The sequence below is a fragment of the Paralcaligenes ginsengisoli genome, assembly GCF_054781135.1.
The window spans coordinates 1-20,359 of record NZ_BAAGUZ010000033.1 but is presented as its reverse complement, the minus strand read 5'-3'; the positions used below and the strand labels follow the sequence as shown (position 1 = coordinate 20,359).

Genomic DNA, 20,359 nt, shown 5'->3' with positions numbered 1-20,359 from the left:
AAACACGCTCAGACTCGATGGCCATATGCACCACAACTAGTTAGAATACGTTCGCTCATGTCCTGCAAAGGGACAGCTTCGATCGCAGCGCCAATATGCAGGGCTTCTCGCGGCATGCCAAATACCACACAACTCGCTTCATCCTGCGCAAAGGTCAGCGCTCCCGCCTGCCGCATAGCCAGCAAGCCTTGCGCGCCGTCTTTGCCCATGCCCGTCAAAAGAACTCCCACCGCGTTCTTGCCCGCCACCGCAGCCGCCGAATTGAACAGCACATCGACCGACGGCCTGTGCCGATTGACCGGCTCGCCATGATCGAGGTCGATCGTGTAATTGGCCCCGGAACGGGCAAGCTTCATATGCGCCACACCGCCAGGAGCCAAATAGACATGCCCCGGCAGGACACGCTGGCCCTGTTCCGCCTCGTGCACGGTTACTGCGCAAAGGCTGTCCAGACGCTGCACGAACGAGCGGGTAAAACCGGCCGGCATATGCTGCGTGATCAGTATGGCCGGGCTATTGGCGGGCAGAGGCTCCAGAACCTGGCGTATCGCCTCGGTGCCTCCAGTCGAGGCACCGACCAGGACCAGCTTTTCAGTCGTTGAGAACAGTTGTGACAGGCGCCTTGGCGCTGCCGCGGATTGCGATCGCTGGCGCGGGCGGGAAAGCGCCGCGGCGCGAATTTTCTCGGCGATGATATCGGTGTATTCGACCAGACCATCGCGCAAACCCAGCTTGGGCTTGGTTACGAAATCAACGGCACCGAGCTCCAGGGCGCGCAGGGTCACCTCCGAATTGCGCTCGGTCAGGGACGACAGCATGACCACCGGCATGGGCCGCAGCCGCATCAGGCGCTCCAGGAAATCCAGGCCGTCCATGCGCGGCATTTCCACATCCAGGGTAAGTACGTCGGGATTATGCTGCTTGATCAACTCACGCGCGATCAGCGGGTCGGGAGCTACCGCCACGACTTCCATGTCGGGGTGGCCATTAATGATTTCCGTCATCAGGCCACGCACCAACGCCGAATCATCCACACATAAAACACGGATTTTTTTCATCGCCTCATGGCCCTTCATTCATATATATAAAAATGCCTCACGCACGCCTGCCGCCCTGGGCCTCGACATACACCGTTTGCCCCTGCAAGCGAAATGCCTTGCTCAAATAGGTAAAGTTTTCCGAATGCCCAACAAACAGCAGGCCCTCGGGCTTGAGCATTTTCGAGAATTGCCCAAGGACCTGGGTCTGGGTTTCCTTATCGAAATAAATCATCACATTGCGACAGAAAATGGCATCGAACTTCTTGTCCGATGGCCAAATGGGCGAGACCAGATTGAACGGCTCGAACTGCACCAGATTATGTATTACCGGCTTGACGCGAACCATGCCGTCTTGCGTACCTTTGCCGCGATAAAAGTATTTTTTCAACATGCCTTCCGGCACAGGCTGAACACGATCGAGAGAGTAGACTCCGAATCTGGCACGTTCGATGGCATGCGTATCGATGTCGGTTGCCCATACCGATATCTGCGAATCGGCCCCGGGCAGAGCTTCGCGCAAGGTCATTGCTATCGAATAAGGCTCCTCGCCCGTAGATGCCGCACAGCACCAGACAGACACGGGACGCTTGCGGTCGCGAACCCATTTATTCAAGATTTCGAAATGATGGGCTTCCCGGAAAAACGCGGTGTGATTGATCGTGAACGCGTTCACAAAATGCTCCCATTCCGGCAAGCCAGTGTCCTGTTCAAGATAGTTCAGGTACCCCTCAATCGTTTTCTTGCCCAGGCGCTTGGCCCGCAGCCCCAGCGTGCGCGCAGCCATTTCGCGCTTGTGGCCGCCCAGGACTATACCGGCTCGGTCGCGCAACAGGCGTACTGCCCGGTCGAAGTCGTGCTGGCTCGCCTGAGCCAGAGACTCCATCAGGAAAAGAGGTTGGCGGGCGGTCGATGTCACGAATCAGGCCTGGCCAGCGAGGGAGGGCAAGGAATGCACGAGAGCTGGAGACCGGCCCTCGTGCGACAAGGCCCCCGAGAACCCCGCCTCGATCACCTCCCCTCCACTGAACTTGAGCACCGACCCCGCCTCGCCGATCAAGGCCCCCGCGCGCTGATTCTGGGTCACCTGCGTCAAGGCACGGTTATTGCCATGCATCGAGAACACGCCCAATACCGCACCTGTAAACACCATAAACAAAAAGAAAGCCAGCACCAGTATCAGACTCGTGCGGATTTTCAGATTGGAAAGCAAGGATAGTGCGCGCATACGTTTTGCAGTCTTATAAGATGGATTCCGCGATTTCCGTGAAGCCGCGATCGGGCCTCAGGCCGCAGCACGCTCTACCAGGGCCATTTCCTCGCTCGTCATCAGCCTTTCAATGTCGACCAGTATCAGCATCCGCTCGCCCAAGGTGCCAATGCCGGTCAGGTACTCGGTCGAGAATGCCGTACCGAATTGCGGAGCCGCGCTGATTTGCGACTGCTGCAGCATAAGCACGTCGGAAACCCCGTCGACCACCACGCCCACCACCCGCGAACCCAGATTCAGTATGACTACCACCGTTTGATGGTTGTACTCGACGTTTTCAAGATTGAACTTGATGCGCATATCGACAATGGGCACGATAATCCCGCGCAAATTGGTTACCCCTTTGACGAATGCGGGGACATTGGCAATACGAGTCACGCTTTGGCTGTCGTAGCCGCGAATTTCCTGAACCTTCAGGATGTCGATGCCATACTCCTGCGCCGCGAGCGTGAAGACCAAAAACTCCTTGCCGGTATTGTCGAGCTGGCCCGAATTGAACTCAAATTTATTAATCATCATGTTCTCCGATAATTCCTCGATCCCTTACACTGCCCGCTCACGTGTCATGCGCATTAGCGCAAACACATCGACAATGAGGGCGACACTGCCGTCGCCCAAAATGGTAGCCGCCGATACGCCCGGTATTTTCCGATAATTGGATTCAAGATTTTTGACCACAACCTGGTGCTGGCCAATCAGGTGATCCACCAAAAGCGCAAAGCGCACTTCCTCGGCCTGCAAGATAACGGCGATCGAGCGCGAAATTTCGGTTTGGGCATTCTTTACCGAAAACACATCGTGCAAGGCCACCAAAGGCAAATATTCGCCGCGCACATGCAGCACATGCTCGTCTTCCGAAATATTATGTATTTGATCCATCGTGGGCTGCATGGATTCGGTCACATGGCTGAGCGGCAAGATAAAGGTTTCGTCACCCACCCGCACCGACATGCCATCGAGAATCGCCAGGGTCAGCGGCAACACAATGCGGGTCGTCGTACCTTGATTGGCACGCGACGACAACTGGATATGCCCGCCCATCCCCTGGATATTGCGCCGCACCACATCCATGCCTACGCCACGTCCCGAAATATCGGTCACCTGCTCGGCGGTGGAGAATCCGGGCGCGAAAATAAGCTGCCAGACTTCGTCGTCGGGCGCGTTCTCGTTGATGGATATGCCTTGCTGCGCGGCTTTCCTGAGTATCCGCCCCCGATCCAGACCGCCGCCGTCGTCGGAAACCTCGATCACGATTTGCCCGCCATTGTGTTGCGCGGACAAGCGGAGCCGGCCTTCCGGGCTCTTGCCGTTTGCGATGCGCTTCTCGGGCGACTCGATGCCGTGATCCAGGCTATTGCGCACCAGATGAGTGAGCGGATCGATAATGCGTTCGATCAGGCTTTTGTCCAGCTCGGTAGCCTGGCCGTAAGTTTGCAGGTTGATCTGCTTGCCCAGCTTCGACGCGCTCTCGCGCACCAACCTGGGAAAGCGGCTGAATACATAGTCCATAGGCATCATGCGTATGGACATGACCGCCTCCTGGAGATCGCGGGCATTGCGTTCCAGCTGTTCAATGCCGTTCAGCAAGCGATCGTGCACGACCGGATCAAGCGTGGATGCCGTTTGCACCAGCATGGCCTGGGTGATGACCAGTTCGCCCACCAGATTGATGATCTGATCCACCTTTTCGACTCCGACTCGAATCGTGCCGGACTCTTTGCCGCTTTTCTCTTTGCCGCCTTTATTCTGCAGCGCCTCCGACCCGGATGCCGCATGAGCCGGCTCCGCCGCCGCTTCGAGCGTAGCCTGGGCAGCCGGTGCCGAAACGGCCGCAAGCCCGAGTCCAGCGCCCGGCCCTGAGTCCGTGGAGGCCGCCTGGACGGCAATACCGGCCGCGTCCGAGGCGCTGGCGCCGGACACCCGCACCTGATCGGCATTCACAATAAAACAGCACACCGCTTCGATATCGCTGGCCGAACAGCTGGTCTGCAGCGTCAAAGACAAGACGCCATTGCCTCGGTCCTGCTGCAGCACCTCGCCCAGGATGGCCATTTCGGCGACCAGCGCATCGGCGTCCTTGGCACTGAGCTCCCGCAAATCGACACGGACATGCAGAATATCGGTCGGCGCAGCCTGCGCGGACGCGGCCGCCGCGACCGGCGCCGAAACCCGGGCGACAGGCTCGGCAACCGCGGAAGATTGCTCCAGAGCCAATTCCCGCAATTGCGCACATATGCGTTCATAAGCCTGGATATCGGGATCTTGCTCATTGCGATATGCGGCGATCTGATCGGTCAGCACGTCTTTGGTATCCAGAAAGAGGTCTATCATGTCTTTGCGCAGGGAAAGCTCATCCCGGCGCAAAAAATCCAGCAAATTCTCAAGTAAATGCGTGGTCTCGGCCAGATAGCCAAAACAGCCAAAAGTGCCTGCTCCGCCTTTTATGGAATGCGCTGCCCGAAAAATTCCATTGAGCTGATCCATGTCCGGATTGGCTACGTCCAATCCCAGCAGCAATTGCTCCATTTCGCTCAGCAGCTCGTCAGCTTCGTCGAAAAATGTTTCGAAAAACTGACTCAGATCAACACCGGCACCACTCATGATCGCTCCCTTTAACAGCGTGCCGTCAAGCAACGGCCGCCCCACGTACTGCATATGCCCCAGCGCCGCCGCACTCGTCAGTGTGTTGCCTGCCGGCCTCCGGACATCGATGTCCCGGCTTTACGTTCCGATTCGCGCGCAGCCCGAACGGGCGCCGCCTTGCCGTCCGAGGAGGCTGCACCTGCGGCGCTTGCGGGCAATGGCGGGTCGGGCAGCAAAGTGGACTCCAGCGCCTCCCGCAACTTCGCCGCGGAGGCACCCGCTGCATTCTGTTCATCGATGCGGCGCTCGGCGCGGCGATTCAATACAACAATACTGATACGGCGGTTAACGGCAGCATTGGGATTATCTTTAATCAAGCTGACCGACGAAGCCAGGCCCAGGATGCGCTTGATTTTCAGTGCTTCCATGCCGCCGGCAACCAGTTCCTGGCGCGCCGCGTTGGCCCGGTCGGCCGAAAGCTCCCAGTTGCTGTATTCGCGATCGCCGGCCGCGTACTGTTGAGCATCGGTATGGCCGGCAATACTGATGGAATTGGGCAGTTCATTGAAGACAGGCCCCAGTTCGCGCAGGATCGCACTCATATATGACTGGACCTGAGCGCTCCCTGTCGTAAACATCGGCCGATTCTGTTTGTCGATGATCTGAATGCGCAACCCATCCGGTGTCATGTCCAGCAATAACTGCGGCTGAAATTCCTTCAGAACAGGATCCGATCTGATCAGAGCGTCGAGCTTGCCTTTCAGATCCTCCAGACGACGCGTGTCCCGGCGGTCTCCTTCCGCATCGTCGCCGCCGCCCAGACCGGGCGGCAATGATTCATCGCGAATATCCCTTGGGGGCAAGGGGTTCTTGTTGGGTATGACACTGGGCGAGCCGCCTGGAATCACGTTCGAACCCCTATCCACCTTGGGCCCGCCCGTCACGGCTGTCATGAGCGGCATGCGGAAATATTCGGCGATGGTTTTGAGATCCTTGGAAGGCACGAGCGAAATCAGCCACATGACCAGAAAAAACGACATCATTGCCGTGACAAAATCGGCATAGGCAATTTTCCAGCTGCCGCCGTGGTTGGCCGCAACCACGGCACGCTTGCGCCGAATAACCACGCGATCGGAGTTCGACTGTTTCATGACCCGAACCCGTCAGGCATTCTTATTGGACTGCGATCGGGTCTGCCGCACGTGGTTTTCAAGCTCTATGAACGACGGGCGAACGCCCGAATATAAAACCTTGCGCCCAAATTCGACCGCCAATTGCGGCGGGTAGCCATTCATGCTCGCCAGCAAAGTAACCTTGATGCACTCCAGGATCTTGACCGAGCCGACGGTGCGCCTCTCGATCGTCGACGCCAGCGGAGCGACAAAGCCATAAGCCAGCAAAACCCCCAGGAATGTACCGACCATGGCCTTGGAGATCAGATCCGCCAGTATCGCGGGCGGCTGGTCGACCGAGGCCAGCGCCTTGATGACCCCCAGCACGGCCGCCACAATTCCAAATGCCGGCAAAGCATCGGCAACGGCACGCAAGGCGTGGGCGGGAATATCGCGCTCATGGTGGTAGGCTTCGATTTCCTGGTCCATGAGCGTTTCGATTTCGAACGCGCTCATATTGCCGCTGATCATGAGCCGTAAATAATCGGTAATGAACTCAATCAGCTTGGCGTCGCGCAGAATGCTCGGGTATTCGGCAAAAATAGCGCTGCTTTTCGGATCTTCGATGTCGCCTTCGATCGACATCAGGCCATCGCGCCGGGCCTTGTTCAGAATGACGTACAGCAAGGCCATCAACTCCATGTACACCGATTTGCTGTAGGGCGTTGCCCTGAGTACGCCCGGAATGGCCTGCCACAGCAGAGCGACGGATTTGCCACTGTTCGACGAAATGTACGCGCCCAGCGCCGCACCGGCGATCAGGATGAACTCGAAGGGCTGATACAAAGCGCCTAAATGCCCGCCCAGCGCCGTATAGCTGCCAAACACCGACACCAGGACGAGAAGAAACCCGAAAATAATGAACACAAGAACACCCTTGCTAAAACAGTGTGGCTATGATCACTCTTTTTGAGTAGTCCAAAAGCGGCTGTCAGAGGGGTTTTTTCATCCTAAATCAGGACTCTGAAAAATCCCCCTGCCCCTGGCGCTCAGGAATCGCAGGCAGTGGATTGCCTTGGGCGGGTTTTTCCGGCCCGCGGCGGCGGACGGCAAATGGCGCAGACAAAATCATTTTGAGGGTCGTGGGCGTGCGCCACAAATTCGCCTGTACAGCGCACACAGCGGGACTGTTGCAACATGCCGCTTTCGAAAAACCTGACCAGCATCCACGCCCGGGTAAAGCTGAGCACGGGCTCTTCGACCGAGCCACGGCTTGTGAAAGCCTGTTCAAGATAAAGACGGTAGGCTTCGATGAGAGCACGCGCCTTTTTGGCGGGGGTGAACGTATCCAGGAACTTGTATGCCCCATAGAACGTGCTGGAGTGGATATTGGGCAGCCATGTCATGAACCAGTCGACGGAAAACGGCAGCATTCCCTTGGGTGGCGAACAGCCCTTTATTTCACGATACAGCCTGGCCAGGCGATCATAGCTTAAAGACGTTTCCGATTGCAGCACCTGCAACCTTGCGCCCAACCGAATCATATCGGTCGCCAAAAGTATTTCTTCGGCCTCTTTGGCGACGCTTTTTGTTGACATTATGGATGTCCTACAACAAGTTGAGCGCTAAATGGCTTGTTCTACGGGACGCTGCGAAAGCAGGATGGTTGAATGCGCCTGCTGCAACACCCCACCCAACACATCCTGGGTCAAGGCGGACAACAAACCATGGTCGTCCAGGCGGAAACGGCAAATCAGGGAACTGGAGCCCGCCAGCTTTACCAATTGAGACGGAGACAGGCGCATCAGGGTCTCGGCAACGTCTTCGTTAAAGCCGAGACGAAACATGCCAGCCGCATAATTGTCACGCAACAAACGCTGAGCCAGCATCAGGTATGACAAATTGACTTCCCGAATATCGCTTAACGATGAATTATCAGTTCCAGACACAAGCGTCCTCCATTCTGTAGGGTAAGGCACGAAATTTCAAACAAAAAGTTACCAAATCAAGCCAATAAAGCCTGTGTTCCTAGGCGGAAGTATAACAAAGTCTTAGATTTGTATCTATTTATCTTAATATTGCCAATAATTTTAATTATCGGTATTTCAAGTTTCAATTTAATGAAAAATATGGAATTTTAAACCAGCATTTCATACCATTTATTGACGAAAGATACTATATAAGTGAAAAGTTTGGTGGCTTTTTACATTTAATACCCAACGTATGTTGAAACAGTGCAACATACGTAACAAAAAAACCACAAACATGCATCTGCATATAATGTCAAATTTCCAGCCGCAATTTCACCCTGTTTTCAGTGTGGGAAACAGCATTCCAAAGAAGGGATGATCGACAATTGCCAGCTACCGCAGGCGTAAGCCGGCGACATTACACGCTATTTTGTGTAGACGAAAATGTACCCGCACAGGGCCGGCAAGACAGAGGGGTTTAAGCGCGAACAATCGAGGCAAGGCCACGCCTGACAATGTCATCGATTCCTTCCCGGCCTGGCCAGCGCGACTCCCGGCCGATGTTTTTCAGCCCTGTTCAAGGACATGGCAACGCAGCAAGCCTTCCCCAAAGCGCTCAGGATGGCAGGCTCAGGTAATGCTCGGTCAGTTGCAAAAACATACTCAAGTGGGGATCGAGGCCTGTCTCTTGTTGTACGATCTCGGCCACCTGCGGAGCGACCTTGGCCGCCAGCCGCGCATCCAGGAACAGCAAGCGGAAACGACGGGCAAGCACGTCCTCGACGCTGCGCGCGTACTCGTAGCGCACCGCAAAACGCACCATGGCTTCGGTCAGGCCCGGGGCAACTTCCATATCGTGGCCCTCGAGACTTTGTACATAGCCGCTCTCCGAACCGTAGGCGTCGAGACCTGGTGCCTGGGTAAGCGTTGCACGAGGCGCATCCGTGTCCGCCCCCACCAGCCTGAAATCGCCCGTTCGGCTCGGCGGCAAGCTATTGAACACAGAGGCATCGACACATTTGGCGAGCACGTCTTCGGCCATGGCCCTGTAGGTCGTCCATTTCCCCCCGGTAACGGTGATCAGGCCGCTGGGGCTGGCCAGCACCGTATGCTCGCGGCTGATTTTCTTGGTGTTGTCCCCTTCGTCGTCGGGCGGACGGACCAAGGGGCGCAAACCCACCCAGATACTTTTAACATCGGCGCGCGTAGGAGCCCGCTGCAAGTAATGGGCCGACTCCCTCAAAATAAATTCGACTTCTCCGGCATAGGCATCAGGCTCGCGCGCCAGGTCGTGGCGCGGCGTATCGGTCGTGCCCAAAATGAGCTTGCCCAGCCAAGGTACCGCAAACAGCACGCGGCCGTCGCGGGTCTTGGGCACCAGCAACGCATGGTCGCCAGGCAGGAAATCGCGATCCACCACCAGATGCACTCCCTGGCTAGGCGCCACCATGGGTTTGGTGGGTCGATGCAGGGCAGCGCCGTCTTTTTGGCGAAATTCATCGACCCATACACCGGCCGCATTGATGACGCATTTGGCGCGAACCGTATATTCGGTACCGAATTCCGAATCCTGGCAACGCAGGCCCGCTACGCGGCCCTGCTCGTGGATCAGATCCGTCACCGCACAATAATTGAGCACCAAGGCTCCTTGCGACGCAGCGGTTCGGGCCAGGGCCAAGGCCAGGCGCGCATCGTCGAACTGTCCATCCCAGTACTTGACTCCGCCGCACAGCCCTTGCGTCCTGACTCCGGGCAGGCACTGTTCGGTTTTCCTGGCATTCAGGAACTCGGTGGAGCCCAGGCCGGCCTTGCCGGCCAGCGCGTCGTATATCTTTAGTCCGATGCCGTAAAACGGGATTTCCCAGCAACGGTAACTGGGCATCACAAAGGGCAGCGGCCGCGCCAGATGCGGCGCGTTGTGCAGAAGAGTGGAACGCTCGTGCAAGGCCTCGCGCACCAGGGCAACATTGCCTTGCGCCAGGTATCGCACCCCGCCATGCACCAGTTTGGTAGCCCTGGACGATGTCCCCTTGGCAAAATCGTGCGACTCCAGCAACACTACCGACAGGCCACGCAAGACCGCGTCAAGCGCCACGCCCAAGCCGGTCGCTCCGCCACCGATAATCGCCATGTCGTAGATCCTGGGCTGTGCCAGCGCAGCCAGCAATCGAGGCCGATCGGTAGATAAAGGAGTAGGAGGAATCGACATATGCAAGTCGCCATTAAACCAGACAGGTTTTAGTGTAATTCCATTTCCGCACAGGCTGCGTGCTTTGTCTGTTTGGCCGCTTGGTGTCGTTCTTTCGATTTCAAGGCCGCAATCGGCCGGAAAATGGGATAAGACAGCGAGCGAGTATGCTAAAAACGCTTTGAGTCCTCTTTCCCACAGAAAATGCCATGACCTATCTACTTGCTTTCGATCAGGGAACCTCCAGTTCGCGCAGCATCGTTTTCGATGCAAACGGAAAAATCGTCGCGCTGGCACAAAAGGAAATCACACAAATTTACCCTGAACCCGGCTGGGTCGAACACAACCCCCTGGAAATCTGGCAAACCCAATTAAGCACTGCCCAGGAAGCCTTGACCAAGGCTGGGCTTAAGGGCAACGATATCCGGGCGATCGGAATTACGAATCAGCGGGAAACCACCGTGGTGTGGAACCGCAAGACTGGGCAACCTCTCTACAATGCCATCGTCTGGCAGGACCGCCGCGCCGAGCCAGCCTGCGCCGAACTGCGCGAAAAAGGCCTGGAGCCGGTCATACTCGAGAAAACCGGCTTGCGCATCGACGCGTATTTCTCGGGGACCAAGCTCAAGTGGATCCTCGATCACGTCCCTTCAGCGCGCGCCTTGGCACGCAAGGGCGAGCTGGCTTTCGGCACTATCGACAGCTGGCTTATCTGGCAACTGACCCGCGGCGCCGTGCACGCCAGCGACGTCAGCAATGCCTCTCGCACCATGTTATTCAATGTGCATCGCAACGAGTGGGATGACGAACTGCTGCGCGCGCTGACTATCGAACCGGAGTTGATGCCCAAGGTCCTGCCGTCAAGCGCCGAATATGGCGTAGCGCATGCCGATCTCCTTGGCCACGCCATCCCCATCTGCGGCGTCGCGGGCGACCAGCAAAGTGCGTTATTTGGCCAGGCGTGCTTTCGCGAAGGCATGGCCAAGAATACTTACGGCACAGGTTGCTTCGCGCTGATGCATACCGGGGAAAAATTTCAGACGTCCGAGAACGGCTTGATTACCACCAGCGCCGCGCAAACGGCACCGCAGCCTGAATTTGCCATAGAGGGCAGCGTATTCATAGGCGGGGCGGTCGTCCAATGGCTGCGCGATGGCCTGCATGCATTCACACGCAGCAGCGAAATCGAAGCGCTGGCACACAGCGTTCCCGATTCGGGAGGAGTAGTGCTGGTGCCGGCCTTTACCGGGCTGGGCGCCCCCTACTGGCAACCCAATGCACGTGGCACCATTACCGGACTGACCCGGGGCTCGACCATGGCGCATATCGCGCGCGCCGCACTCGAAAGCATAGCCTATCAAAGCACGGCCTTGCTGCAGGCCATGAGCCGCGATGCCGTGGCGGCGGGTGCGGCGCCGCTGGCCGAAGTCCGTGTCGACGGCGGCGCTTGCGTGAACGATTTGCTGATGCAGTTCCAGGCCGATCTGCTGGGCATTCCGGTAGTGCGCCCCACCGTCATCGAAACCACCGCGCTGGGGGCCGCCTACCTGGCGGGGCTGACCAGCGGCGTATATCGCAGCAAGCAAGAGCTTTCGGAGCTATGGCAGGTCGAGCGCACATTTACCCCGCAACACGACGCCGCACATGCAAAGGCGCTGATGGACGGCTGGGAACACGCGGTACGACAGGCGTGCAGTTAGACAATGCCATTAATGCTTCTTCAATGAATGATTTTCTGCAGGAAATCCTTGGCGCGGTCCGTCTGGGGCTCGATGAAAAACGTGTCTTTCGGTGTTTCCTCGACAATGGCGCCCGCATCCATAAAGACGATTTTATCGGCCACCTTCTTGGCAAAGCCCATTTCATGCGTCACGCACAGCATGGTCATGCCTTCTTGAGCCAGCTCGATCATGACCGCCAGCACCTCATTGATCATTTCCGGATCCAGCGCCGAGGTAGGCTCATCGAACAGCATGACTTCGGGATCCATGCACAAGGCCCGCGCAATAGCCACGCGCTGCTGCTGCCCTCCCGACAACTGGCCGGGATGCTTATCGATGTGCGCCGCCAGACCGACCCGATCCAGCAAGGCACTGGCCTTCTTTACCGCCTCGCCTTCCGAGCGGCCAAGCACCCGGATTTGCGCAATGGTCAGGTTTTCGAGCACCGACAGATGCGGAAACAGCTCGAAGTGCTGAAACACCATGCCGATCCGGGTTCTGAGCCGGGTCAATTTGATATCGCCGCCGTGAATCGACTGGTTCCTGTAAAGGATATCGCCGGCCTGGAAATCTTCCAGCCCATTGATCAGCTTGATCAAGGTCGACTTTCCCGAGCCCGATGGCCCGCAAAACACGACAACCTCGCCTTGATCGACGCGGACGCTGCAATCTTTGAGCGCCTGGAATTTCCCATACCATTTAGAAACACTTTTCAGCTCAATCATGCGCAGCCCTCAACTGAATCAACTTAACCACCAGAGTCAACAATGAACAAATAATCCAATACACCACGCCGGCAAATAGCAGCATCTGCACAATGGTGCCGTCACGTTCGCCGATGCTGGTGGCACGCCGGAAAAAATCGCCCAGCGCAATCACGTACACCAGCGAAGTATCCTGGAAAATCACAATGCACTGCGTCAGGACAATAGGCAGCATGGCCTTGAAAGCTTGCGGCAGGATAATGAATCGCATCGATTGCAAGGGATTCATGCCCAGCGCTCGCGCCGCATGGAACTGCCCCTTGGGCAGACTTTGAATCCCGGCGCGCATGATTTCGCAAAAAAAGGCCGCCTCCAGCAAGGAAAAAGCCACCATGGCCGAGACCAGCCGAATATCCACACTGGGTGAAAGATCGAAAATCGCCTTCAGGAATTGCGGCACAATCAGAAAAAACCACAGCAATAGCATCACCAGCGGAATCGACCTGAACAGCGACACATACGATTGGGCAAAGACATTGAGCAATCTGTTTCTGGCAATGCTGAACATCGCCAATACGGTGCCCCAGACTAGGCCGCAGCATATCGCCACGGCCGTGATTTTCAGCGTAATCCACATGCCGGTGAACAGCAGGGCACGAGATTGAACGATGGAACTCCAATCCATTTCAAACATATCAATTCCCCAACAGGCCCGGCACTTTGGTGCGATTACGCACCCAGCCCATCAAGCGGATAATCAGGAAATTCAGCAGCACATAGCCCAGGGTCACACAGATAAACGACTCGTAGGGCTGGGCGGTGTAGTCGACCAGCTGACGCGCCTGGCCCGACAGTTCCAGCAAGCCGATGGTGGATGCCACGGCGGAGTTTTTGGAAATAATCAAGAACTCGGAGGTCAGCGGCGGAATAATGGTGCGAAACGTAACAGGCAGCAAAATATAGCGATAGGTTTGCAGTAGCGTAAAGCCCATGGCAAGCCCGGCGTAGCGCTGCCCTCGCGGCAAGGAATTGATGCCGGCGCGCACCTGTTCGCAGATGCGCGAACCGGTGTAGATGCCCAGGGAAAATACCGACACCACAAAAAACTGCGTATACGGCGGCAGGTTTTTGAGCCAGTCGCCCAAACCCCGGGGCAAGAGTTCAGGCACCACGAAGTACCAAATGAAAAACTGGACAATCAGGGGAATGTTCCTGAATATGGACACATAGACCGTCCCCAAGGCGCGCAAAGGCTTATTGGGCAGCGTACGCAAGACTCCGAACACCGAGCCGACCGCCAGCGCCAGTATCCAGGCCAGTGCCGTCAAAAGAGCCGTATTCAGAAACCCCGTGAACAGCCAACCCAAATAGGTCGAGGGTTCCCCGGTTGCGACCGGCTGCAGCAAAACCGCCCAGTTCCACTTGTAATCCATCAGGTCCTCATCTCGTACAAACAGCAGCGGCCGAAAACGTCGCCCCGGCCGCTAGCGTCCAAACATCCATCACGACACAGGCTTGTCGTTGGGATGCGCAAATAGCTTCTTCATGGCGTCCGACAGCGGAAAGTCCAGATTCAAGCCCTTGGGAGGAATCGGGTTCATAAACCACTTGTTATAAATCTTCTCGCCTTCGCCCGAGGTCTCGGCCTTGGCGATCACTTCGTTCATGAGCGACTTCAAGCCTTCATCGTTCTTGCGTACCATGCACCCGTAAACCTCGTACGACTGCGGCGTGCCGGTAATAATATAGTCGGACGGATTCTTGGTTTTGGCGCGCTCCCCGGCCAACAGGGCGTCATCCATCATCATGGCCTTGGCGCGGCCGGTCGACAGCATCAGGAACGATTCGCTGTGATCCTTGGCGCTTATGATACTCATGCCCAGTTTTTTCTCGACATTCATGCTGCGGATGATTTTTTCGGACGTCGTGCCGGCGCCGACCACCAGGGTCTTGCCGTTCAGATCGGCAAAGTCCTTGATATTGGAATTCTTGTTGGCCAGCAGGCGGGTACCGATCTCGAAGATGCTATTGCTGAAATCGACTTGCTTTGCGCGCGACTCGTTATGAGTGGTGGTGGTGCACTCGAAATCGAAAGTCCCGTTTTGCAGCAGCGAAATCCGGTTTTGCGAAGTAATGGGAATCTGCCTGACTTTCAAATTCGGCAGATTCAATTTCTTTTTAAGCTCGGCGACGATCAGGTTGGTGAAATCCATCGAATAGCCAATGGGCTTTTGATCTGCGTCGTAATACGAAAATGGAATCGACGCATCGCGATAGCCCACGACCACCACCCCTTCGTCCTTGATCTTCTTCAAGGTGCCCGACAAGGCATCGTCGGCCAATGCCGAACCGGCGCCCAGAGCCAGGGCTACCGCCGCGGCGCACTGGCTCAATAAAATGCTTTTATAAAATAGATTGTATTTACGCTTCATTGTTGCTGCTCCTTTGCATGAATGGAGAGTCGGTATTTATAAAGAAAAACTCTCTTGCTTGCCTGCTCGAACTGAAATGAATCAAACCTGAGTCCCCGGTACCCGGGATCGCCTCGCGACCATCAGACGCCAGCGCCTACGATTTCCGACACATCGATGATGTACATCTGGCGCTGCGACTCGTGCACCGAATCTATGCACACCAGGCTGCCATCGCGGCTCCAGCGAGGGTGCAGGTCGCAGCGATTCTCTTTACGCAAATCGGGATCTGTATAAAAGCTGCCCAGGTCGTGGCGCACATTGTTTTCGATATCGAACAAAAACAGGATGCGCTGATTCGTTGTGGAATCCGGATAGGTATCGCTCAATAGCCATCGCTTGTCCACAGGCGAAAATGTCATGTGGCCATTTTCGGTCAGGATATCCGGGCCTATGACCCGGACTTCGCCCTGATCGCTATCGGTATAAAGATGATAGTGGATCTCGCCGTCATGCGGCCCCCAGACGATTATCTGCGTATCGTCCTTCCATAAGGGATGCGAAATCTGGTATTCGGATTTTTCGTAATCGAACGTACCCACCGCCGCGGGATCGAAATCGTCGGCCAGTTGCGGCAGAGGATGGTCCGAGCATTCCAGCAGGCGCAGGCCGGAGCCGTCGGGATTCATCGTGATCAGGCGATGCAGGAAGCATGTCTCGTCCTTGACGCGCTCGGTCCAGCGATGCAGGAATAGAATGCGCGAGGACGCGGGGTTGATCTCGATATGGCTGACCCAATGGATTGCCTTGTCCATGGAGGCGCGCGGATGGAACTGGCGCAAATCCTCATAGCTCACCAGCAGGCGTGTTTCTCCCGAGGCCAGGTCCATATAATGAATTCCGTCTCCAGCGGGTGCCAGCGGGAAGGTGCGCGCGGGCCCATTCTCGCTATACCCTATGGTTTCGTGCGTAATGTAAAGGCGGCTGTAATCGACGCTCAGGGCATAGCGGCTATTGGGCGCGACCACATAAACCGGCAGGGGCAAAAGCCGTTCTTCTTTCGTGTCCACGTTATAAATGCACGAAGCAAAGCCGGGGTAGAACGAAGCCGCATCCATCGTGCGGACGTTGTAAATGAACTGCCGTCCCGGCATGCCATCGAGCCATTGCAATTGGCAGCCCATTTGCCAATTCCAGGCTGTGGTTTTACCCAGGCTGTGATAATTATCGTGATCCTGCAGATCGAAAAAACCGACTTCGGCCACGAGCTCCGGAGTCAGGTCCGCATCCATCACCGGCACTCGATTGGCCAGCAGGTAGCGATCACCCGCGTCCCAGGCGCTCTTGTTGTAGTAACCGAAAAAATGATGCAGCTTCCCCGCACCGACACGGCGACAAGGCGACAATGCCTTCAGAATATGTTGAGTCATGAAAAATCGAATTCCAGGATGCCACGATGGGCCGTACGCTTCCCTATGCCACAGAACACGACACCGGACGCCAGGCCCCGAACAGCAAATTATTTGCACAAACAGGACAGCGGGAAAGAGTATTCCCAGACAGCCATACGATCAAATTCTTTTTTGTTTATGATCTATTCAGATTTGATATACATTAAACGAGGCTGGTCCGAGCGCCAAAAAATGCGCCCAGGCCCTCACCCCCCCTTCTTCCTGCACGCTAAAACATGGCCAGACCCTTAAATTTCCAGCAAATCGAAGCCTTCAAGGCCGTCATCCAAATGGGCACGACCACCCGCGCGGCCCTGATGCTCAACACCACGCAGCCCTCGATCAGCCGCCGCATCGCCGAGCTGCAAAGCGCTACCGAATTGAAGCTTTTCGAGCTGCATCATGGACGGCTGCGCCCCACCAGCGAAGGCAAGCTGCTCTATAAAACAATACAGAGGCATTTCGATGGCCTGGAAAAAATCGAATCGGTCGTATCCATCATGCGCAAGTCCGGCACCGGCGCGCTCAGGATCGGATGCACCCCCACCCTGGGAATCGGACTGCTGCCCCAAGTCGTCAATCGGTTTCTGCAAAAATTCCCCAAGACCTATATCAATATACAAACGCTCAGCACGCAGCAACTGACGGACTACCTGCACCAGGACCTGTGCGACGTGGCCCTGACGACCGGCACCCTGGATCAAAAGGACTTCCAGCCCACCGTCATTAAAACTTCCCGGGCCGTCTGCGTGCTGCCGCTGGACCACCCTCTCAAGAACGCCGATACCGTGGACCTGGCGCTATTACGGGGCGATCGGGTGCTTTCCTTGAGCGACGCAGAAGAAATCACCATGAAAATCAAGGCGCTGCTTACCGAAGGCAAGGACTCGGACGAATTCGTCATCGAGACGACTTCGTCCATCACCATCTGCGCCTTGGTCGCGGCCGGCAATGGCATCGCCATCGTCAACCCTTACGTCGCCAGTACCTTCGCCGGCCAGCTATTGATCAAAAAACTGGAACCGGCCATCGACATTCCCATACAGATGGCCATTCCCACACATACCGCGCCATCCTTGCTGACCCGGCATTTCATCGACATATTGCTGGACCACGTCGAGCCCTTGTGAGCCAGCGACCTCATCCCGATACAATGAAGGCTCCGCATACACTGCCTATTTCATGACCACCACTGCCCACCCTGCTGTCCCCGCCTATGCCGTTTGGGAAGAAAACGAACAAACCCGACGCGCCTTGTGGTGCATGGAAAACCATAGTGCGCCGCCCAAGCACATCAGCATCGTGGACGATACGCTCACAGCGGATTCGGCCTTCCGCCTGGCCAATGGCGGAACCGCCATGCTGTGGCGCGGCGATTTTCAAAATGCCAGGCAACTTTTGCAAGCGCTGGCGCGGCGTGTCGATAAACGGAAAAAGCACAAGGAAGACACGCTGCCCGCGCCCGCCGACGCCTTCAATTTGCACCGGCTGGCGCAATCCCAGCGTGCCCGCCTCCTTAACAGCCTGCTTATCGAGCTGGACGCGAACTTTCGAATCGACTTGCGCCGCGCTCCGGATGTCGCGGCGGCCTGCCTCGCCGCCCTGAGCAACAAGCACGAGCCTCTGCTCTTGTCGCTGCGCGCCTTGCAAGGCATTATCGGCGCTTACGAATGGCGCAAGAAGGGCATCGCGATCGAGGGCCTGCCCCATAATATTCATGTTCACTACGGCGTCTTCTCCCCGATCCGCGGCGAATATATCGAATTGGTCGCCAAAGCACCTCTGCCCGCCACCGACCTGGCTTTCGACATCGGCACGGGCAGCGGCGTGCTGGCCGCCATTCTGGCTAGGCGCGGCGTCAAGAAAATCGTGGCAACCGACCAGGACCCACGTGCCCTGGCCTGTGCGCGCGAGAATTTCCAGCGCATGGGGCTGGAACCACGCATCGAGCTCCAGGACACCGACCTGTTTCCCGCCGGGCAAAGCCCGCTTATCGTCTGCAACCCACCCTGGCTGCCGGCGCGCCCCACGCTCCCTCTGGAACATGCCATCTACGATCCCGATAGCCGCATGCTGCTGGGGTTCCTGAACGGCCTGGCCTCGCATCTGCGCAATGACGGCGAAGGCTGGCTGATTTTGTCCGACCTGGCCGAACACCTGGGTTTGCGCAGTCGCGAATTCCTCTTGAACGCCATGGAACACGCCGGCCTGAAGGTGCTGGCCAGGCACGACGCCCGGCCCCTGCACCCGAAGGCACTGAATGCGAACGACGCCCTGCATAAGGCGCGCAAGGCTGAAGTCACGTCGCTGTGGCGGCTGGCCAGGAAGGTTCCGTAGTGTTCGCCCGGCCCGAACCACTCGCGATCGCGGCACGCCGGCGGTCGGTGTGCGCCGCGTACGCCCCCATACAGTTCTTACCAGTTCTTAACAATATGGGCCGCAATAGCCATTAAACTTGAACTCTTTACCATGGCACACAAGGCATAGCACCCTCATGCTGCAAAAAATCATCCTGGCCTGCGTTGTTTTCATCATTATCCTGATCGCCCTTACCTTTGGGGAGACGATCGCGCACGAAGTCTTTGCCTGGATCTCGTACTTGACGGGGCTGGTGATCCACAATTTTTCCGACATTTATTATGCGGCGCGCAACTACGTGCAGGCTCATGCCACCAAGGTGGTGATTGCGCTGGTGCTGACGGTACCCATCAGTTTATGGCTGATTCGCAACAAGGGCGCCGAGCTCAACCGTTCGGCGAGCCCTCGTAAAATCGCCATCATCCTGGCCATTTTCCTGGGCTGGCTTGGAGGCCACCGCTTTTACCTGGGCCAGGTCGGATGGGGAATTGTGTATCTGCTTATTTTCTATTTGTTCACGCCCCTGGTCGTCGTCATCAGCCTGATCGATGCCATACGCTATCTGTTCATGAGCGACGAAGAATTCCATCCCGGCCGGGCATGACTGCATCCACGATATGCGCCGCCGTCCAACATGCCATTCAAGCTTCTGACCTTCCCTTCCGACCCGCGCCAAGGCGCCCGATTCGACGAGTCGCTCGTGGATCTGGCGGCCTGCGATGGCCCGATCGCCAGCGTCTGGGAGGCGCAGCAGGGTCTGGTGGTTCCACGTACCTATCAACGCCATGACTCTTTTGCCAGGGTCAGCGAAGAATTCGCCGCTCAAGGATGGCCGATTGCCGTCAGGCTGTCGGGAGGCGGCGTGGTCCCGCAAGGCACCGGCATCGTCAATCTGAGCATGGCCTATACGTTCGACGGGCCGCCGCTGCGGCATTCCGATGCCGCGTATCTGTTGATCTGCTCCATGATTCGCAATGCACTGAAGGAAGACTGGGATGTTGAAACCCGGATTCAGGCTGTGGACGGGTCTTTCTGCGACGGCCGCTACAACCTGGCGTGGGGCCCGGAAAACTCAGCTCGCAAGGTGGCGGGAACGGCACAGCTCTGGCGGCGCGTCGGGCAAGATCAAACAAAGCGGCAAATCGTGCTCGTGCATGCCCTTCTTCTGGCGGCGATCGACGCGGCGTCGCTCACCGAACGCGCCAATTTGCTGGAGCGGCAACTGGGCAGCGGCAAGCGCTACGACGCGACCCGGATCGCTTCGCTGCATGACTGCCTGCCTGCGTCGCGCACTTTACCGGCCGCAGCCTTCATGCGGGGGCTGAAAGAGTCCCTGATCGGGCAAATAAAAAAGACCAGTGCGCCCACCAATTGCGTACCGGCGCATCTCGACGTGTAATCGGCATTCTATGCAAGCCATGCTTGGGGGTGGCTGTTGTGGCTGCTCATGGGGGTGGGGCTTGGGCTTGGGGCTGCCCTTAGGGCGACTGTTCGCGTTCTTGAGACGCGGGGGTGGCGGCCCAGGCGGGGTGGAGCTCGCATCGTCCGGTCCTG

Annotated in this window: 20 protein-coding genes; 5 read left to right on the top strand and 15 right to left on the bottom strand. The window is 57.0% G+C overall.

Annotation, left to right across the window (positions count from 1 at the left end):
* Positions 1-8 precede the first annotated feature (8 nt).
* From ACYVIS_RS16285 to ACYVIS_RS16240, 10 genes are all read right to left on the bottom strand, one after another.
* A complete protein-coding gene (locus tag ACYVIS_RS16285) occupies positions 9-1,058 on the bottom strand; it encodes a protein-glutamate methylesterase/protein-glutamine glutaminase (RefSeq protein WP_232743673.1) in 1,050 nt (349 codons plus the stop codon).
* A gap of 37 nt (positions 1,059-1,095) precedes the next feature.
* The gene (locus ACYVIS_RS16280) at positions 1,096-1,956 is read right to left on the bottom strand and encodes a CheR family methyltransferase (RefSeq protein ID WP_460874443.1); all 861 of its coding nucleotides are present in this window, start codon (positions 1,954-1,956) and stop codon (positions 1,096-1,098) included.
* A gap of 3 nt (positions 1,957-1,959) precedes the next feature.
* On the bottom strand, positions 1,960-2,265 hold the full coding sequence (locus ACYVIS_RS16275; protein ID WP_460874442.1) for a Tar ligand binding domain-containing protein: 306 nt from the start codon (positions 2,263-2,265) through the stop codon (positions 1,960-1,962).
* Between the two features lie 57 nt (positions 2,266-2,322).
* Positions 2,323-2,823 carry a chemotaxis protein CheW gene (locus tag ACYVIS_RS16270; protein ID WP_232744572.1) on the bottom strand — a complete coding sequence of 167 codons (501 nt, stop codon included), beginning with the start codon at positions 2,821-2,823 and terminating at the stop codon, positions 2,323-2,325.
* A gap of 27 nt (positions 2,824-2,850) precedes the next feature.
* A complete protein-coding gene (cheA, locus tag ACYVIS_RS16265; protein ID WP_460874441.1) occupies positions 2,851-4,908 on the bottom strand; it encodes a chemotaxis protein CheA in 2,058 nt (685 codons plus the stop codon).
* 77 nt (positions 4,909-4,985) lie between these two features.
* On the bottom strand, positions 4,986-6,041 hold the full coding sequence (gene motB, locus ACYVIS_RS16260; protein ID WP_232743676.1) for a flagellar motor protein MotB: 1,056 nt from the start codon (positions 6,039-6,041) through the stop codon (positions 4,986-4,988).
* Positions 6,042-6,053: 12 nt separating this feature from the next.
* A complete protein-coding gene (gene motA / locus ACYVIS_RS16255) occupies positions 6,054-6,929 on the bottom strand; it encodes a flagellar motor stator protein MotA (protein WP_460874440.1) in 876 nt (291 codons plus the stop codon).
* Positions 6,930-7,051: 122 nt separating this feature from the next.
* Positions 7,052-7,600, bottom strand: coding sequence for a flagellar transcriptional regulator FlhC (gene flhC, locus ACYVIS_RS16250; protein WP_232743678.1), 549 nt, complete (start codon positions 7,598-7,600; stop codon positions 7,052-7,054).
* Positions 7,601-7,627: 27 nt separating this feature from the next.
* Positions 7,628-7,951, bottom strand: a complete 324-nt coding sequence (gene flhD / locus ACYVIS_RS16245; protein WP_232743679.1) for a flagellar transcriptional regulator FlhD — start codon at positions 7,949-7,951, stop codon at positions 7,628-7,630.
* Between the two features lie 637 nt (positions 7,952-8,588).
* On the bottom strand, positions 8,589-10,181 hold the full coding sequence (locus tag ACYVIS_RS16240; RefSeq protein ID WP_460874439.1) for a glycerol-3-phosphate dehydrogenase/oxidase: 1,593 nt from the start codon (positions 10,179-10,181) through the stop codon (positions 8,589-8,591).
* Between the two features lie 188 nt (positions 10,182-10,369).
* On the opposite strand from ACYVIS_RS16240, the gene glpK reads away from it, so the two are divergent.
* Positions 10,370-11,860, top strand: a complete 1,491-nt coding sequence (glpK, locus tag ACYVIS_RS16235; RefSeq protein ID WP_232743681.1) for a glycerol kinase GlpK — start codon at positions 10,370-10,372, stop codon at positions 11,858-11,860.
* 20 nt (positions 11,861-11,880) lie between these two features.
* Here glpK and ACYVIS_RS16230 read toward each other — a convergent pair whose 3' ends face one another.
* The 5 genes from ACYVIS_RS16230 to ACYVIS_RS16210 form a co-directional block, all read right to left on the bottom strand.
* Complete coding sequence (locus ACYVIS_RS16230; protein ID WP_460874438.1) at positions 11,881-12,606, bottom strand: amino acid ABC transporter ATP-binding protein; 726 nt, start codon at positions 12,604-12,606, stop codon at positions 11,881-11,883.
* A complete protein-coding gene (locus ACYVIS_RS16225) occupies positions 12,599-13,279 on the bottom strand; it encodes an ABC transporter permease subunit (RefSeq protein WP_232743683.1) in 681 nt (226 codons plus the stop codon). The genes ACYVIS_RS16230 and ACYVIS_RS16225 overlap by 8 nt, the downstream gene beginning before the upstream one ends.
* A 1-nt stretch (position 13,280) precedes the next feature.
* Positions 13,281-14,018 (bottom strand): amino acid ABC transporter permease, encoded by a 738-nt coding sequence (locus tag ACYVIS_RS16220; RefSeq protein WP_460874437.1) that lies wholly within the window; start codon positions 14,016-14,018, stop codon positions 13,281-13,283.
* Between the two features lie 69 nt (positions 14,019-14,087).
* Positions 14,088-15,017 (bottom strand): glutamate/aspartate ABC transporter substrate-binding protein, encoded by a 930-nt coding sequence (locus ACYVIS_RS16215; RefSeq protein ID WP_460874436.1) that lies wholly within the window; start codon positions 15,015-15,017, stop codon positions 14,088-14,090.
* Positions 15,018-15,139: 122 nt separating this feature from the next.
* On the bottom strand, positions 15,140-16,426 hold the full coding sequence (locus ACYVIS_RS16210) for a hypothetical protein (protein ID WP_460874435.1): 1,287 nt from the start codon (positions 16,424-16,426) through the stop codon (positions 15,140-15,142).
* A gap of 257 nt (positions 16,427-16,683) precedes the next feature.
* On the opposite strand from ACYVIS_RS16210, the gene ACYVIS_RS16205 reads away from it, so the two are divergent.
* The 4 genes from ACYVIS_RS16205 (at position 16,684) to ACYVIS_RS16190 (ending at position 20,204) form a co-directional block, all read left to right on the top strand.
* Positions 16,684-17,577 (top strand): LysR substrate-binding domain-containing protein, encoded by an 894-nt coding sequence (locus tag ACYVIS_RS16205; RefSeq protein ID WP_460874434.1) that lies wholly within the window; start codon positions 16,684-16,686, stop codon positions 17,575-17,577.
* Between the two features lie 52 nt (positions 17,578-17,629).
* Positions 17,630-18,784, top strand: a complete 1,155-nt coding sequence (locus tag ACYVIS_RS16200; RefSeq protein ID WP_460874433.1) for a methyltransferase — start codon at positions 17,630-17,632, stop codon at positions 18,782-18,784.
* A gap of 157 nt (positions 18,785-18,941) precedes the next feature.
* Positions 18,942-19,409 carry a TM2 domain-containing protein gene (locus ACYVIS_RS16195; RefSeq protein ID WP_460874432.1) on the top strand — a complete coding sequence of 156 codons (468 nt, stop codon included), beginning with the start codon at positions 18,942-18,944 and terminating at the stop codon, positions 19,407-19,409.
* Between the two features lie 30 nt (positions 19,410-19,439).
* Positions 19,440-20,204, top strand: a complete 765-nt coding sequence (locus ACYVIS_RS16190; protein ID WP_460874431.1) for a lipoyl protein ligase domain-containing protein — start codon at positions 19,440-19,442, stop codon at positions 20,202-20,204.
* The last annotated feature ends 155 nt before the right edge of the window (positions 20,205-20,359 follow it).